The sequence below is a fragment of the Winogradskyella litorisediminis genome (assembly GCF_042675765.1).
In the GTDB taxonomy this organism is placed as follows: Bacteria; Bacteroidota; Bacteroidia; order Flavobacteriales; family Flavobacteriaceae; genus Winogradskyella; species Winogradskyella litorisediminis.
The window spans coordinates 1,162,038-1,177,146 of sequence record NZ_JBHTJL010000009.1; the positions used below are offsets into that span (position 1 = coordinate 1,162,038).

Annotated in this window: 13 protein-coding genes and 1 tRNA gene; 6 read left to right on the top strand and 8 right to left on the bottom strand. The window is 35.3% G+C overall.

The window, feature by feature from the left end; genetic code table 11:
* From paaZ to ACFQ1Q_RS07520, 5 genes are all read left to right on the top strand, one after another.
* The gene (paaZ, locus tag ACFQ1Q_RS07500) at nucleotides 1–2,538 is read left to right on the top strand and encodes a phenylacetic acid degradation bifunctional protein PaaZ (RefSeq protein ID WP_386129535.1); all 2,538 of its coding nucleotides are present in this window, start codon (nucleotides 1–3) and stop codon (nucleotides 2,536–2,538) included.
* Nucleotides 2,539–2,540: 2 nt separating this feature from the next.
* Nucleotides 2,541–3,299 (top strand): enoyl-CoA hydratase/isomerase family protein, encoded by a 759-nt coding sequence (locus tag ACFQ1Q_RS07505; protein WP_386129537.1) that lies wholly within the window; start codon nucleotides 2,541–2,543, stop codon nucleotides 3,297–3,299.
* A 1-nt stretch (nucleotide 3,300) separates the two neighbouring features.
* Nucleotides 3,301–3,903: an acyltransferase gene (locus tag ACFQ1Q_RS07510; RefSeq protein ID WP_386129539.1), complete on the top strand. Its 603-nt coding sequence runs from the start codon at nucleotides 3,301–3,303 to the stop codon at nucleotides 3,901–3,903.
* Nucleotides 3,904–3,965: 62 nt separating this feature from the next.
* Nucleotides 3,966–4,412 (top strand): GatB/YqeY domain-containing protein, encoded by a 447-nt coding sequence (locus ACFQ1Q_RS07515; protein WP_386129541.1) that lies wholly within the window; start codon nucleotides 3,966–3,968, stop codon nucleotides 4,410–4,412.
* 51 nt (nucleotides 4,413–4,463) lie between these two features.
* Nucleotides 4,464–4,537: transfer RNA gene (locus ACFQ1Q_RS07520), tRNA-Arg, on the top strand.
* 230 nt (nucleotides 4,538–4,767) lie between these two features.
* Here the strand turns inward: ACFQ1Q_RS07520 and ACFQ1Q_RS07525 are convergent.
* From ACFQ1Q_RS07525 to ACFQ1Q_RS07550, 6 genes are all read right to left on the bottom strand, one after another.
* Nucleotides 4,768–5,181: a DUF6691 family protein gene (locus ACFQ1Q_RS07525; RefSeq protein ID WP_386129543.1), complete on the bottom strand. Its 414-nt coding sequence runs from the start codon at nucleotides 5,179–5,181 to the stop codon at nucleotides 4,768–4,770.
* A 3-nt stretch (nucleotides 5,182–5,184) separates the two neighbouring features.
* Nucleotides 5,185–5,742, bottom strand: a complete 558-nt coding sequence (locus tag ACFQ1Q_RS07530) for a YeeE/YedE family protein (RefSeq protein ID WP_386129545.1) — start codon at nucleotides 5,740–5,742, stop codon at nucleotides 5,185–5,187.
* Nucleotides 5,743–5,814: 72 nt separating this feature from the next.
* The gene (locus tag ACFQ1Q_RS07535) at nucleotides 5,815–7,140 is read right to left on the bottom strand and encodes a hypothetical protein (RefSeq protein WP_386129547.1); all 1,326 of its coding nucleotides are present in this window, start codon (nucleotides 7,138–7,140) and stop codon (nucleotides 5,815–5,817) included.
* Nucleotides 7,141–7,177: 37 nt separating this feature from the next.
* Nucleotides 7,178–7,741, bottom strand: a complete 564-nt coding sequence (locus ACFQ1Q_RS07540; protein ID WP_386129549.1) for a DUF2202 domain-containing protein — start codon at nucleotides 7,739–7,741, stop codon at nucleotides 7,178–7,180.
* Nucleotides 7,742–7,951: 210 nt separating this feature from the next.
* Complete coding sequence (cydB, locus tag ACFQ1Q_RS07545) at nucleotides 7,952–8,989, bottom strand: cytochrome d ubiquinol oxidase subunit II (RefSeq protein ID WP_386129551.1); 1,038 nt, start codon at nucleotides 8,987–8,989, stop codon at nucleotides 7,952–7,954.
* Nucleotides 8,990–8,999: 10 nt separating this feature from the next.
* Nucleotides 9,000–10,355 carry a cytochrome ubiquinol oxidase subunit I gene (locus ACFQ1Q_RS07550; RefSeq protein ID WP_386129553.1) on the bottom strand — a complete coding sequence of 452 codons (1,356 nt, stop codon included), beginning with the start codon at nucleotides 10,353–10,355 and terminating at the stop codon, nucleotides 9,000–9,002.
* Between the two features lie 716 nt (nucleotides 10,356–11,071).
* Here ACFQ1Q_RS07550 and ACFQ1Q_RS07555 point away from each other — a divergent pair.
* A complete protein-coding gene (locus ACFQ1Q_RS07555) occupies nucleotides 11,072–13,180 on the top strand; it encodes a TonB-dependent receptor plug domain-containing protein (RefSeq protein ID WP_386129554.1) in 2,109 nt (702 codons plus the stop codon).
* Nucleotides 13,181–13,253: 73 nt separating this feature from the next.
* On the opposite strand, the gene ACFQ1Q_RS07560 is transcribed toward ACFQ1Q_RS07555, so the two are convergent.
* Both ACFQ1Q_RS07560 and ACFQ1Q_RS07565 read right to left on the bottom strand, forming a co-directional pair.
* Nucleotides 13,254–13,727, bottom strand: coding sequence for a Dps family protein (locus tag ACFQ1Q_RS07560; protein WP_386129556.1), 474 nt, complete (start codon nucleotides 13,725–13,727; stop codon nucleotides 13,254–13,256).
* Nucleotides 13,728–13,733: 6 nt separating this feature from the next.
* Nucleotides 13,734–15,062 carry an MBL fold metallo-hydrolase gene (locus ACFQ1Q_RS07565; protein WP_386129558.1) on the bottom strand — a complete coding sequence of 443 codons (1,329 nt, stop codon included), beginning with the start codon at nucleotides 15,060–15,062 and terminating at the stop codon, nucleotides 13,734–13,736.
* Nucleotides 15,063–15,109 lie beyond the last annotated feature (47 nt).

Below are 15,109 nucleotides of genomic sequence, written 5' to 3' on the forward strand. Positions count from 1 at the left end.
ATGGAAAAAATACAACATTACGTTCAAGGAAACTGGACAATAGGAAAAGAAGAAGGAACACCAATACTAGATGCAGTCACTGGCGAAGCGTTTACAAGCGTTTCAACAGAAGGTCTCGATATTCCTGAAATTTTAAACTACGGCCGCACAAAAGGAGGCGAAATACTTCGTAAAATGACCTTTCAAGAACGTGGTAATATGCTCAAGAAGCTGGCACTTTATCTTACCAAAAGAAAAGATGCGTTTTACGAATTGAGTTACCGAACTGGTGCGACAAAAGTTGATAGTTGGATAGATATTGAAGGTGGTTTTGGAAACTTATTCGCTAATGCCTCATTACGTAAGTTGTTTCCAAATCAACCGTTTCATGTAGAAGGTGATGCTATTGATTTATCTCGTGGTGGACGTTTTATGGCGCATCACATCATGGTACCAAAAAGAGGTGTTGCAGTTCATATCAATGCCTTTAACTTCCCAGTATGGGGAATGTTAGAAAAGTGTGCCGTCAACTGGATGGCAGGAGTACCTGCTGTGGTGTTACCCGCACCATCTTCATCGTATCTGGCTGAAGCCGTAGCGAGAACAATCATTGATTCTGGCATTTTACCTGAAGGTGCACTTCAAATCATAAACGGAACCGTAAAAACAATTTTAGATACTGTAGAATCTCAAGATGTGGTAACCTTTACAGGTTCTGCGCAAACCGGACGCTTGCTAAAAGCACATCCAAGATTAATACAAGAATCTGTGCCATTTACGATGGAAGCGGATTCCTTAAATGCCTGTATTCTAGGGGAAGATGCGGTTCCTGGAACTCCAGAATTCGACTTATTCATCAAAGAAGTTAGAAAAGAAATGACGGTTAAAGCTGGACAAAAATGTACAGCTATCCGACGCATCATTGTTCCAGAAAATTTAGTTGAAGATGTTCAAACTGCATTAGCAAAAGAACTCGATAAAGTTACGATTGGCGATCCAAGATTAAAAGAAGTACGAATGGGTTCTTTAGTCAGTCAACAACAAGTTCAAGCCGTAAGAGATTCTGTGAACGATTTAGCAAAAGAAGCACAAATTGTATATGGCGATTTAGATAAAATTGAAACCATAGGAGCAGATGCTAAAAAAGGCGCGTTTATAAGTCCAATTTTATTACGAGCAGACCATCCATTCCAAAATACTGTAATTCACGAGCGTGAAGCATTTGGTCCAGTAAGTACAATTATGCCTTATAAAAGTTTAAATGAAGCCATCACTTTAGCTCAAATGGGCAAAGGCTCATTAGTATCATCAATTGCAACAAATGATGATAAAATAGCTAAAGAATATGTGGTAAATGCAGCAAGTCATCACGGAAGGATTTTGGTATTAAATAGAGAAAGCGCAAAACAAAGTACAGGACATGGTTCGCCATTACCATATTTGGTTCATGGTGGTCCAGGTCGTGCTGGTGGTGGCGAAGAAATGGGCGGTATGCGCGGCATTAAACATTATTTACAGCGTACAGCAATCCAAGGTTCGCCCACAACAATCACAGCGATTACTGGTATTTATCAGCAAAATGCAAAATATACCGAAGCCGAAAATCATCCTTTTAAATACCATTGGGAAGACATCCAGCCAGGTATGTCATTAAAAACCCATAATCGCACAATCACAGATACTGATATTCAGAATTTTGCTAATTTAACGTGGGACCATTTTTACGCACATACAGATATTACATCTTTAGATGGCAGTATTTTCGAAAAGAGAACAGCGCATGGATATTTCATTATTTCGGCAGCAGCAGGCTTATTTGTGTATCCAAATAAAGGACCAGTTGCGGCTAATTACGGTTTAGATAGTATTCGTTTTTTACGTCCACTATATCATAACGACACCATTAATGTACGCTTAACTTGTAAAGAAAAAGTAGACCGCGATGTGGCTTCAGCAGAACATCCAAGTGGTATTGTAAAATGGCATGTTGAGGTGTTTGATGCTAATTTCGAAAACCGACCAGACAGTCAAAAAACAGAAAAAGACAGTCCTTTAGTCGCAGTAGCAACCATATTGACTATGGTTGAAAAAAAGCAAGAAACTTTTGTAGAAATGACAGATGAAAAGATAGATGAATGTTTATCAAAACTTTCAGAAGAAACAAAACCAAAATGGGGAATCATGACACCACAGCACATGATTGAGCATTTAGAATATACTTATAAAATTGCTGCTGGTGAAATTCAGGATTTTGAAATTTCAACTCCCGAAAAAATCTTGGAAAAAGTAAAAAACAGCCTTTGGAATTATGACAAATTCCCGAAAAACAGTCAATTTCCATTACTCGAAAAGGACACGCTTGATGATTTAAAGCATGAGGATTTAACAACCGCTATTGAAAAATTTAAAGCACAACGAGAAAAATATTTAGAATACTTTAAGGAAAATCCAGATGCTACATTAAGCAATATGGTGTTTGGTGAATTGAATAAATATGAATGGTATTTATTAGAAAGAAAACATCTTAATCATCACTTTGAACAATTTGAATTAATATAATTATGGCAGAGAAACAACCATATGTAAAACAAACCATAGAAAACGAAGTAGGATACATAGAATTTTTTCATCCTGCACATAACTCTCTTCCAGGAAATGTTTTAGCAAAATTAGCCAAGACTATAACCGAAGCTGGTCAAAACGATGCGATTAAAATAATCGTTCTTAAAAGTGGAGGCGACCGAACTTTCTGTGCTGGAGCAAGTTTTAATGAGCTGATTAACATTAATGATGCGGCGACAGGAAAAGTCTTCTTTTCAGGTTTTGCTAATGTCATTAATGCTATGCGCAAGTGTCCTAAGTTTATCATAGGTCGCATCCAAGGTAAAACTGTTGGTGGTGGAGTAGGTTTAGCAGCATCCACCGATTATTGTATGGCTTCAAAATACGCAGCTATTAAGTTGAGTGAGCTTAATATTGGTATTGGACCTTTTGTTGTAGGACCTGCTATTGAACGGAAAATGGGATTAAGTGCTATGTCTCAAATTGCCATAGATGCTAATTCGTTTTATCCGGCAGAATGGGCAAAAGATAAAGGGTTATATACTCATGTTTATGAAACTACTGAAGAGCTAGATGAAGCCATCAAAACAACAGCAGAGCATTTATGCTCATATAACACTGAAGCCATGTATGAAATGAAAAAAGTATTTTGGAAAGGTACTGGTGATTGGGATGAACTACTCGCACAACGCGCTCAGACAAGTGGACATTTAGTATTATCTGATTTTACAAAAGAGAAATTAAAAGGTTTCAAGTAGTATGGTATACGAATTCCAAGGTTTTATCCCAGTTGTCCACGAAAGTAGTTTCGTGCATCCATTAGCTGCCGTAACTGGGAATGTCATCATTGGAAAAAACTGCTATATAGGTCCAGGAGCAGCAATTCGTGGCGACTGGGGACAAATTATTTTAGAAGATGGCGTCAATGTGCAAGAAAACTGCACAGTACATATGTTCCCAGGAAAATCTATCATTTTAAAAGAAAGTGCGCATGTTGGACACGGAGCCATTATTCATGGTGCTAATTTAGGTCGGAATTGTTTAATAGGAATGAACTCTGTCATTATGGACGATGCCGAAATAGGTGATGAATCTATTGTAGGAGCAATGGCATTTGTGAAAGCTGAAACAGTAATTCCAAAACGAAGTTTAGTAGTTGGTAATCCGGCAAAAGTGGTTAAGCAAGTTTCTGATGAAATGATTGCTTGGAAAACAAAAGGAACCAAACTTTATCAACAATTACCAACAGATTGCCATGAAACCTTAAGAGAAGTTGAGCCGCTGAGAGAAGTTCCAGAAAACATGAAAATTCAAGATAGTGTTTATAAAACACTGCGCGAAACTTTCGGTAAAAAAAGATAAGTGAGATATAATTTAGACTATATCAATTTTATATCTTCGCATTTCAATAAAAAGGACAGAATATGAGTTTACAGTCAGATATTATGACCGCAATGAAAGCGGCAATGAAAGATAAAAATCAAACAGCACTTGCAGCCTTACGTGCCATAAAATCTGAAATTTTATTGGCGAAAACTTCCGGCGGAAGTGATGAATTAACAGAAGCTGACGAGATTAAAATTTTATCAAAATTGGTAAAGCAGCGTAAAGACAGTGCAGCCATTTTTTCTGAACAAAATAGAGAAGATTTAGCTGAACCAGAATTAGCTCAAGCAAAAGTAATTAGTCAATTTTTACCTGAGCAATTAGATGAAGCTGCGATTACCAAGGTTGTTGAACAGACAATTGCAGATACAGGCGCTGAAGGTATGAAAGACATGGGAAAAGTGATGGGGATTGTTAACCAAAAATTAGCGGGTCAGGCAGATGGTAAAACTATTTCAACTATAGTTAAGTCAAAATTAATTTAGTTTTTAATAAATTGGAAGTCACCTTGCGATTAGTCGAAAGGTTTCTCAATTGGCCTCGTAGTTCAACTGGATAGAATATCAGATTTCGGCTCTGAGGGTTGGAGGTTCGAATCCTCTCGAGGTCACGAATTTATTTAAAACGCTTTAAACATCTAGTTTAAAGCGTTTTTTAATGTTTTGAAATTTGAAAATTAGTTGATTATCAGGTGTATAATGGTTTGAACATTTCTCATTTAGGGAACAAAGGTTTTTTGGTTTTGTGTGGTACAAAAAAACGACCCAAGTAGATACTTAGGTCGTTTTATTTTAAATTAAATGATTTTCAATATTTTGAAACTTCTAAATCTAAAAAAATCTAATGAGGCAACTTATCCTTCAACAATCCATACAGAAAAGTACCCACAATAGAGGCAGCTATTACAATCAAAATAGGCACATAACCAACTCCTACTAAAGTAAACATAGGTCCTGGGCAAGCACCTGCTAGTGCCCAACCTAATCCAAAGATAATTCCGCCAAACATATAGCGACTAAAGCTTTTAGCTTTTGGAATAAAGTGAATGTTTTCACCATAGAAAGATTTAATTTTAAACCTTTTGATCGATTGCACTACTATGATACCGATTACTAAAGCTGAACCTATAATGCCATACATATGAAATGAATCAAATTTGAACATTTCATAAATACGAAACCAAGAGGCAGCTTCAGATTTAAACATTGTGATCCCAAAAAGGATTCCGATAAATAAATATATAAGTGTTCTCATTTTTTAGAATATTAAAGGGAAAAGAAAGTGAATCATTGTTAGACCTCCTATAAAGAAACCTATTACAGCAATTAAAGATGGTAATTGCAGATCGCTTAATCCTGATATCGCGTGTCCAGACGTACATCCACCAGCGTATCTTGCTCCAAAACCGACTAGAAGACCACCTATGGCTAAAACTAAAATTGTTTTTAAGCTGAGTAAAGACTCCGTTTCAAATAGTTCTGTTGGCAAATAGGATTTGCCTGCACTATTAAAACCAAGTTCATTTAAATCAGAAATGGTATCTGGGTTAATAGCTACAGCCATATCTGCTGTTAAAAAATGAGAGCCAATAAATCCCCCGATTACAGCTCCAAGGATAACTATTAAATTCCATTTTTGAGATCTCCAATCAAATTTAAAAAAGTCTGCTTTGTTACCAGCACCACAAATAGTACACATTGTTCTAAGGTTGGCAGACATCCCAAAGTTTTTACCTACCATAAGGAGTAAAAACATAATAAAAGCAATCATTGGACCCGATACATACCAAGGCCACGGTTCATAAATCCAGTTCATATTAATTTTCTTTTTGACAAAGAAATGCCAATAAATAGTGGTGGTCAGTAACCTATGTTACATAGAACTATTTTACTTAGTTAAATAAACTTTAAAGGCTTGATTGCTTGCCGTACTCTGGGTTCCGTTATTTCTAAAGAAAATATTTCCCTCAGAACTTTCAATTCCTCCGTATATGTAGCCAATTAAAGTTTTTCCTTGTTTTAAACTATTCAAGTTGACAATTTCATTTTCTAGATAGATTGCTTCATTTGATACTGGAATAAATTCTGCTCCTGAACCCAAAAAGGCTGGCATTTTTATACCAAGATCTTTTTCGGTCATAGATCCATCTTGATGGCGTGTAACCATACTAATTGTTTTGACAAAAGGCACTTGGTCATCTTTAATTAAATCCCCTTTATTATCGTATTGGTATTGACTCAACCCTCCAAAGAATATTGTCATCATTTCATTTTTTTCTGAATTGTATACAGGGACTTTTGCATTATGATATTGACTTAAATATTGATTAAAATCGTTATTAACTTTAAAACCATTGTCATTTACATCTACAGAGTTTAGCCAAGGAATGTTGGCGTCATATTGAAAAACACCACTAAACATTGTAAAGCCTTTTGTTAAATCTGGAAAGATCTGCGGTACCATATTATAATCTCTTCTATGAAGGTTTTGAGGGTCTTTTTCTGCCGAGTAGTTACTGATTGATAAATTAATACCGTCATCTTCTATTTTAAACTTTCTTATTTCATTTGTATACTCTTGCGTAAACCCTGGACCGTGATCTGGACCCATTGGGTTATATCTCCCTTCAAAATATTGTCCACCACACAAATAAAAAGTATCGTTTAATAAACCTAGTTGTCCTCCTGTTACTGCCAAGTTAGCGTCTGATATCTGCCTAAAGTAACTAGAGATATTAGAACCTTCTATTATAGCTTTAGAAAGCCCATCTATATCTATTGCTGTTAAATTTGAATATGTTGTATGATTGCCTTTAGTATCGCTATAACCATAGCCACCTATTACATAGAGCGTGTTATCTCTTTGTTGAAACTCTTGATTTGTAGACTGTAATTGTTCAAAAATAGAAGCTGGTAGAACGCTTAAATCTGTTTCCCAAGTTTTATTTATTTCTGGGTCTATTACAAATACTGAAGTGTTATTTTCTTTCTTTAGAAAAGCTTCAAAGGGTCTACGTTTATGAAGCCCATCTATGCGACCACCTAATATTAACCACTTACCATCGCTAGTCTTACCTAATGAGTAGGATTGAATCCCAGGCGCTTCATTAATAGAAAATGGCTCTATTTGAATTGTAAACTGCTCTTGTGCTGATGAATTACAGCTTGATAGTGTAAAGGCTATTAGAAAAGTAAAAATGATATTTAGTTTCATTTATTTTGATTTAAAGTCTGTTTAATTAAGGTCATAATTAGTTACATTGCTCGTTTCCAGAGGTTACGATAGTCTCAAACTGTTCTTGTGATATGTACTGTGGAACATAATTCCCTCCAGAATTTTCAATTGCATTGAAGAAGCTTCTTAAATGGTTACGTGACCCACATTGTAAGTTTTCAAAAAGCGATATGAGATTAGCATTTGAGGTAGCGTTTATATAATCTTGTAAATCACGAATGTCCAAATCTTCAATAGTAGCGCCTATTGTAAGCGCATTATTCATACTTGTTGACCCATCAATTACAAATTGATCATATAGAGTTTGTATTTCTGTATTAGCAAACTCGCCATATGGTAAAATCTCAAAAGGAACATTACTTTGAGTTAATAAATTTGCAACTGAATTCATATGAGATTGTTCACTATTTCTAATATTACCAAATTGGTTTATTGACCATAAATTATCTAAATACTCATAGGTGTCACGCGCTAATTTTTCTTCTTCCAGCATAAACAGTAAAGCATCTTTATCTGCTGGAGTAAGTACTATACTATTTGCAATTTGATCTGTGTCATCATCATTACTGCAAGAAGTCAAAGAAACTAAACCAGTCAGTATTACGATTACTGTAGTCGTTGTTATTTTTACAAATCTTTTCATAATTACTTGTATTTATTTACTGCTAATCTCTGCAATAAATTTTAGTACTACAGCTACCTAGGTTACATAACTAAAAAGCACTCTTGTGTATAAAGAGTGCTTTCTTCATTCCGCTTTCGCGAAAGCTAAGTAAGAAATAGTATGATACTAATAACTAGTATCATCTAACTCAACTTTTCCATTAAACGTTCTATATAAAAACAAGAAATATCCAGCCAAAAGAGGTGAGCCAATACAAACAATTGTCAACATTATGCCTAATGATTTTTGAGATGATGCTGCATTGTAAATAGTTACACTGTATTTAGGGTCTATATTTGATGGTAGTAACACAGGATACAATTGAAACGCAACTAGCATTAAAAGAAATGCCATCGTTAATGAAGAAAAAACCAAAGCATTCATATACTTCTTTTTTGAAACAAGTCTAGGCACATTTGCAATAGCTAAAAGTGCTAAAACTGGTAGTACAAACGATATAGGTTGCGCTTTAAAATTTTCTGTCACACCTTCAACAAATATCAAGGTATATAAAGACATTACAGAAAAACTTACAATGAAAAAAATCATTCCTCTTTTAAGCAAAAAAGTTAGTCTTGCGTGCAGGCGACCTTCGGTTTTAAGCAACAAAAATATAGCGCCCTGTGTCATAAATAAAGCTACAGTTGTTATACCAACCATTACCGCGTATGGCGACAAAAAATGTAGAAATACATCACCCTGAAAGCTTAAGTTTTCTCCTATTTCAAACCCTTCTATTACATTACCTAATACCACTCCTAGTAAGAAAGAGATTAATATATTTGAAACTGAATAAATAATATCCCACGTTTTTCGCCACCACAGCATTTTTTCTGCACTTCTAAATTTTATTGCTGAAGAGCGCAATACTAATAGTACTAAAAACAACATAAAAGGCACGTACATAGACGATAACATTGTAGCATACATCACAGGAAAACCAGCAAATAGTGCACCACCACCTATTACCAGAAATACCTGATTTGCATCCCATAAGGGACCAATAGCGTTTATAGAAATACGTCTACTCAAATCTTTTCTGAAAAATAAGTGCCAGGCTCCAGCGCCATAATCAAAACCTTCTAAAATAGCGTAGCCAGAGAATAATAAACCGACTACTAAAAACCAAAGTGTTGGATAATCTATACCTAAAAAATATTCCATAGTTAAACGCTTAAACGTATTTTAAAAATTCATCTGGATTTTCAGCTTCATCGTAAGGACCGTGTTTTATCTTTTTATTCATAGAATAAATAAAGAGAAGAAACAATATCGAATACACAACTAAAAATAATATTAAAGAGAATAGAATTTGATTAGACGATACCTCTTGAGAGAAACCTTCGCTGGTTTTTAAATGGCCATAGACTATCCAGGGTTGTCTTCCCATCTCAGCAGCAAACCAACCTACTTGATTAGCTATTTGTGGTAGAAGAACTGAAAATGCAAAGATTTTTAATAACCATTTTTTATCAAATAGTGTCCCGCGCCACCATAAAAAACTAGCATAAAGCGTAAGTCCTATGAGGAACATACCAATAGAAATCATAATATGATAAAATTGAAATACAGCATTAACTTGTCCTGGTCTTTCATCTTCAGGAAAGGCATTTAAACCAGTAATGGGTTCGTCAAAATCTTGATGTACTAAAAAGGATAGACCACCTGGTAATTTTACGCCAGTCACCTCCTGTGTTTCATTATCTACCCAACCGAATAAATACAAATCTGCAGGAGCAGATGCTTCATAGTGTCCTTCCATTGCAGCTAGTTTTGCAGGCTGATTAACAGCAACACCATCTGCAGAGCTATGTCCAGAAATTAATTGTGTTAATGAAACAATAGTGGCTATTGCTAATGCTATTTTGAATGCCTTCTTTGAAATCTCTACATATCGACCTTTAATAAGGTAATATGCGTGTACACTTAATACTAAAAACACACCAGCTAAAAAAGCACCTTGCCATACGTGTATGATTCTATCTACACTTGAAGGATTAAAGACCATTGCCCAGAAATCTGTCACTTCGGCTCTAGCATCAAAGCCTTCACCAACTATGTGATATCCCGCTGGTGTTTGTTGCCAACTATTAGCCACAACAATCCAAACGGCCGAGAACATAGAGCCTAGAAACACGCCTATTGTAGAAATAAAGTGAACTTTAGGAGATACTCTGTTCCACCCAAAAAGGAGTACACCTAAAAAGGCACTTTCTAAACCAAATGCAAATAAACCCTCAGCAGCTAAGGCACTTCCAAAGATATCACCCACGTACCTAGAGTATACAGACCAGTTCGTGCCAAATTCAAACTCCATTATTATACCAGTAGCCACACCGATACCGAAGGTTATGGCAAATAATTTTAACCAAAATCGAGTTAATATCTCATAATGTTTATTCCCAGTTTTTAAGTACATACCTTCAAAAAAGACCATAACTAGACCTATACCAATACTTAATGGCGGATAGATGTAATGAAAAGCAATAGTGAAAGCAAACTGGATTCTAGCAAGAATTTCTGTATCCATAGTCGTGATGTATTTTCTCAACAAATTTAAAAAGACAACACACCTGTTTGGGTAACTCAGGTTACATAGAGTGATATTTTTTTCTTTTTTTTCTATATGTAACTTAGGTAGCTTTCAGGAAGGCAGGAGCGCTATACTTTTGTAGTATAAATTAAATTTTTTAAGTAAGTATTATGGTATATCGCTTTCGCGAAAGCGTATAGTATTTTCAATATTACAAAGTAATATTTATCAGAATCTTAATTGAGAGCAACTTCTATTTTTGCACTGTGAAGCTTTTTAGCGTGGCCATATTATCTATTTTATTATTGAGTAATAGCCTCAAGGTATCCCTTGTTTATAGTTGGTACACTTTAGATATTGAGAGCTTTATTGAGCAGTTATGTGAGAATAAAGATAAACCTCAGTTACAATGTAATGGTAAATGTTATTTAAGTAAAGTATCTACAAATAGCTCAAAGCAAGATGAACAGAAAACTCCTGTTTTAGAATGGGAGCAGTTGGTTTTTTGTAGTACAGAAATAACGGTGAATGAGCAAAGCTTTGAAGACTCTTCAAAGAGAGAAACTTCTTACTATATAGTAAACCCTACGCAGTCTTTTTCATATTCCATTTTTCATCCTCCACAGGTATAAAACCCCTTGCTTAACGACTTTTGAGAACCAGTGATTAACTGCTTTCTCAATAACACTATGGAGTAATTTGAAAAATATAAAATGAAAATTAAAACAATTGCGCTTCTATGCGCACTAGCTCCTGTTGCCTTATTTGCACAGGAATCAACAGAACAAAAACAAGACTCAACAAATAGTAAATTAATACAATTAAATACAGTTATTGTTACTGGTAAGGTTAATGCAGACCCAGTACTCACCACTGTAAAAACGAATCTTGTTAAGAAGGTTGTTCAACCTAAAAATGTAGCAGATTTATTTAGCGACTTTAATGGATTCTCACTCATAAAACGAGGAAATTATGCCATAGACCCATCGTTTAGGGCTTCGCAATACGAACAGTTAAATATTCAATTTGATGGTGGTACAAAAGCGATGCACGCTTGTCCTAACAGGATGGATCCGGTTACAACACACGTTGTACCTGAAGATATTGAACGAATTGAAGTTATAAAAGGTCCTTATACGGTGAGATATGGAGCGACTTTTGGTGGTGTGATTAATCTCGTTACTCAAAAACCACAATCTATGGAGAACGGTTTACACGGTAGTATAAATTCTGGTTTTGAATCTAACGGAAACTCATTAGTCTCTTCCCTAAAACTTCATCAAGTAACAGATAAATATGACATCACCGCAAATGCAGGTTATCGTGATTTTGGAAATTACGAAGATGGCAATGGTATTGAAATACCATCTGCTTTTAGAAGTTTAGACTATGGACTTCGTTTAGGATATAATATAACAGATAATCAAAGAGTGCAGGCGCACTGGCGACAGTCTTATGGACGTGATGTGTTCCACGCTGGATTGCCTATGGATACAGAAGAAGATAATAGTTCTATCTTATCATTAGACTATAAAATTTCAGACTTAAATGGTATTATCAAAGAAGTAAATACAAAAGTTTATTACTCTTATGTTGACCATATAATGTCTAATAAAAGAAGACCATCATTTATGACAACAGAAGCTTTATCTACCATAGATGCATCTACAGCTGGAGGGAAAATAGAATTTAAGATGAAGCCTACCGAAAAGTGGATTCTCTATGGAGGTCTAGATGCAATGCTTATTGCAAGAGATGGCGGAAGAACGCGAGTTGTAAAACGCAATATGATGGGTGATGTTTTGCCAGAACCTATGGTGTTTCAAGATAAAATATGGCAAGATTCTTACGTGAACGATTTTGGGATTTTTGCAGAAAACAAATATGCAATTACTGATAAAACGATGCTTACTGCAGGTGTACGATACGATTTGGTCGTTTCAGACATTCAAGATCCAGAGACAGATTTTCGAGAGTTATATGACAATCTTGGCCAGCGAGAAGAGCACAATGTATCTGCAACGGTTTCTATAAAACATAAGCTTTCAAACAATACAACTTTAGAGGTTGCTTATGGTCGTGGAGTGCGTTCTGCAAATATGATAGAGCGTTATATCAATCATTTTTCTGTAGGTCAAGACCCTTTTGAGTATGTGGGTAATCCTAATCTTGATGCAGAGGTTAATAACCAGTTTGAGATAGGTATTAAAGGACGTAAGCGTTTTGAAAAAGGAATAGACGCTTTGCGTTATAGTATTTCTGGGTATTATGCCCTGTATGAAAATTACATTGTTGCTGTAGTTGACCCAACATTAGATAGAAAGTTTATGCCCAATGCACAACCACAAGAGGTAAAACGTTTTATCAATCTTGATAAGGCTTATAAAACTGGTTTTGAAGCAGAGGCTGTTGTAGATTTTGCAAATCACTTTAATTTTTCTACTGCATTTTCTTATGTATATGCTAGAAACGAAGACCTTGATGAATCTTTACCATTAACGCCACCTCTTACAACGCGTTTAGGGCTGGGTTTTGAAAAGGAAAAGTTTTGGGCAAGTTTAGATTATACCATTACATCAATGCAGGATGAAATTGCTTTAAGTTTTAGAGAACAAGAAACAGCTGGTTATGAAACATTGGACCTCCGTTTCGGTTTTAAACCAGTGAAAAAGTTAAACATTGGTCTTGCGGTTCTTAACGTATTTGATGAGACCTATAACAATCACTTGAATTTCTCTTTTGTCAATCAAGCAGACTTTACAAGAGTGCCTATTAATGACCCTGGAAGAAATTTTTCAGCATTTGTTCAGTATGCATTTTAAAGCCATTTTCTAAATTGAAAAGCCCTTTTGAGAATATCAAAAGGGCTTTTCAATTTTTATAAGTATAGGTGACTTAGTCACGATATGCAGATAGCATCCATACCAGTTTCTCTTGCTGTACGATGTAATCACTCATCAAGGCTACTGTACCTTCATCATTAGCTTCTGCAGCAATTGATAAAATGGCTCTTTCCTTACCTAATAACGTTTTTAAAGCTTCTAGGATACTGTCTATAGCAACCTCACCATCTGTTACATTCTCTGCGGGCTTGATATCAGAAGTCTCTAGGTATTTTTTAAAAGAATGTAATGGTGTTGCGCTTAATGTAAGTACACGCTCTGCGATTTCATCTATTTTAATTAAAGCATCGTTATAGAGTTCTTCAAATTTAAGATGTAATTCAAAGAATTTTTTTCCTTTAATATTCCAGTGAAATCCTCTTAGATTCATATAGAATAGTTGATAATTTGAAAGTAAATCATTCAATTGTACTGCGGTGGTTTGTGATGCCTTATCATCTAACCCAATGTTGTTTATGTTTATCATAATTTATTATTTAAAATCATTAATAGCCTCGCTCAAATCATACACAGTTACATCTTTGAGCTGCCTGTCTAAAATGCTACTTCCTGCTGCACTTCTATAACCACCTGCGCAATGCACGACAATAGGTTTGTCTGTAGGAATTTCATCTGCTGTATCTCTTAATTGATTTAATGGATGGGACTTTGCAGTTTCAAAAAATGTTTCTTCTTCAACCTCACCAGTGTTTCTAATGTCGATAATGGTATAGTTCTCAGGATTAGATTTAAAATCTTTCAAATCTAATTCCTTTGTTGTTACGAGATTTTCATTTTTAAGTGTAATAACCTCTTTAAGTTGTTTCTCATAACCAATTTTTGCAACTCTGTTAAGCATATAATCTTTTGAGTTTTCACTGTCTATAACTAGCGTAAATGACTCTTCTGGCTGTACAATTGCGCCTAGCCAAGTTTCAAACTTTGCATTCTCTGAAACTGCTTGTATGTTTATGCTTCCAGCTAAATGTCCTTTTTTAAATGTAGCTTCATCTCGCATATCTACGATTAATCCAGTAGCAGTTGCTTCTTTTTTAAATGGAACTCTATCTATAGCAGGTTCTAGACTTTCTGCTCCAGCTTTATTTATGTCTACGTCAAATCCAAAATAAGAAGGAATGAAGGGTTGACCATCAAGTATGGTATTCATAAATTCTTCTTTAGATTGCTTTTGAAATGCCCAATTATCTCTACGTTCATCACCTAAAGTACTACTGGCAGCATCGCTCAAATTCTTACCACATAAAGAGCCAGCTCCGTGTGCTGGATACACTATAGCATCGTTTGGTAAATCAGTAAACTTGGTAGTTACGGTGTCATACATCATTCCAGCAAGTTCTTCACGTTTTGCCTGCATATTCCCTGCTTTTTCACGTAAATCTGGACGACCTACATCTCCAATAAATAAAGTGTCTCCAGTAAAGAGTGCTGTATCATTTCCTTCAGTAGCCACAATTGTAATACTATCTGGTGAATGACCTGGTGTATTAAGAGCTTTTAAAACGCTGTCTCCTAATTTAATGCTGTCTCCATCATCAAACGTTTTGTGAGGGTAGTCTGCACCTAGTTTTTCACTATTATAAATGGTTGCACCAGTTTCTTTATGAATTTGAAGGTGTGAACTTACAAAGTCAGCGTGAGGATGTGTTTCTATGACTGCCACTATTTTGGCGTTATTCGCTTTCGCGAAAGCGTAATATTCCTTAGGATCACGCTCTGGGTCTATTATAGCCATCTCTCCATTACTGACTATTGCGTATGAGTAATGTGCTAATGGCTTATATTCAAATTGTTTAATTTTCATTGTATTGAGTTTTAAGGTTAAAAAAGGGCTTTAGTAATACTACGTAA

Bases quoted from the DNA above. Each gene is read 5' to 3' on its own strand.
- paaZ (WP_386129535.1), top strand. From the start codon at position 1: ATGGAAAAAATACAACATTACGTTCAAGGAAACTGGACAATAGGAAAA.
- ACFQ1Q_RS07505 (WP_386129537.1), top strand. From the start codon at position 2,541: ATGGCAGAGAAACAACCATATGTAAAACAAACCATAGAAAACGAAGTA.
- ACFQ1Q_RS07510 (WP_386129539.1), top strand. From the start codon at position 3,301: ATGGTATACGAATTCCAAGGTTTTATCCCAGTTGTCCACGAAAGTAGT.
- ACFQ1Q_RS07515 (WP_386129541.1), top strand. From the start codon at position 3,966: ATGAGTTTACAGTCAGATATTATGACCGCAATGAAAGCGGCAATGAAA.
- ACFQ1Q_RS07525 (WP_386129543.1), bottom strand. From the start codon at position 5,181: ATGAGAACACTTATATATTTATTTATCGGAATCCTTTTTGGGATCACA.
- ACFQ1Q_RS07530 (WP_386129545.1), bottom strand. From the start codon at position 5,742: ATGAACTGGATTTATGAACCGTGGCCTTGGTATGTATCGGGTCCAATG.
- ACFQ1Q_RS07535 (WP_386129547.1), bottom strand. From the start codon at position 7,140: ATGAAACTAAATATCATTTTTACTTTTCTAATAGCCTTTACACTATCA.
- cydB (WP_386129551.1), bottom strand. From the start codon at position 8,989: ATGGAATATTTTTTAGGTATAGATTATCCAACACTTTGGTTTTTAGTA.
- ACFQ1Q_RS07550 (WP_386129553.1), bottom strand. From the start codon at position 10,355: ATGGATACAGAAATTCTTGCTAGAATCCAGTTTGCTTTCACTATTGCT.
- ACFQ1Q_RS07555 (WP_386129554.1), top strand. From the start codon at position 11,072: ATGAAAATTAAAACAATTGCGCTTCTATGCGCACTAGCTCCTGTTGCC.
- ACFQ1Q_RS07560 (WP_386129556.1), bottom strand. From the start codon at position 13,727: ATGATAAACATAAACAACATTGGGTTAGATGATAAGGCATCACAAACC.
- ACFQ1Q_RS07565 (WP_386129558.1), bottom strand. From the start codon at position 15,062: ATGAAAATTAAACAATTTGAATATAAGCCATTAGCACATTACTCATAC.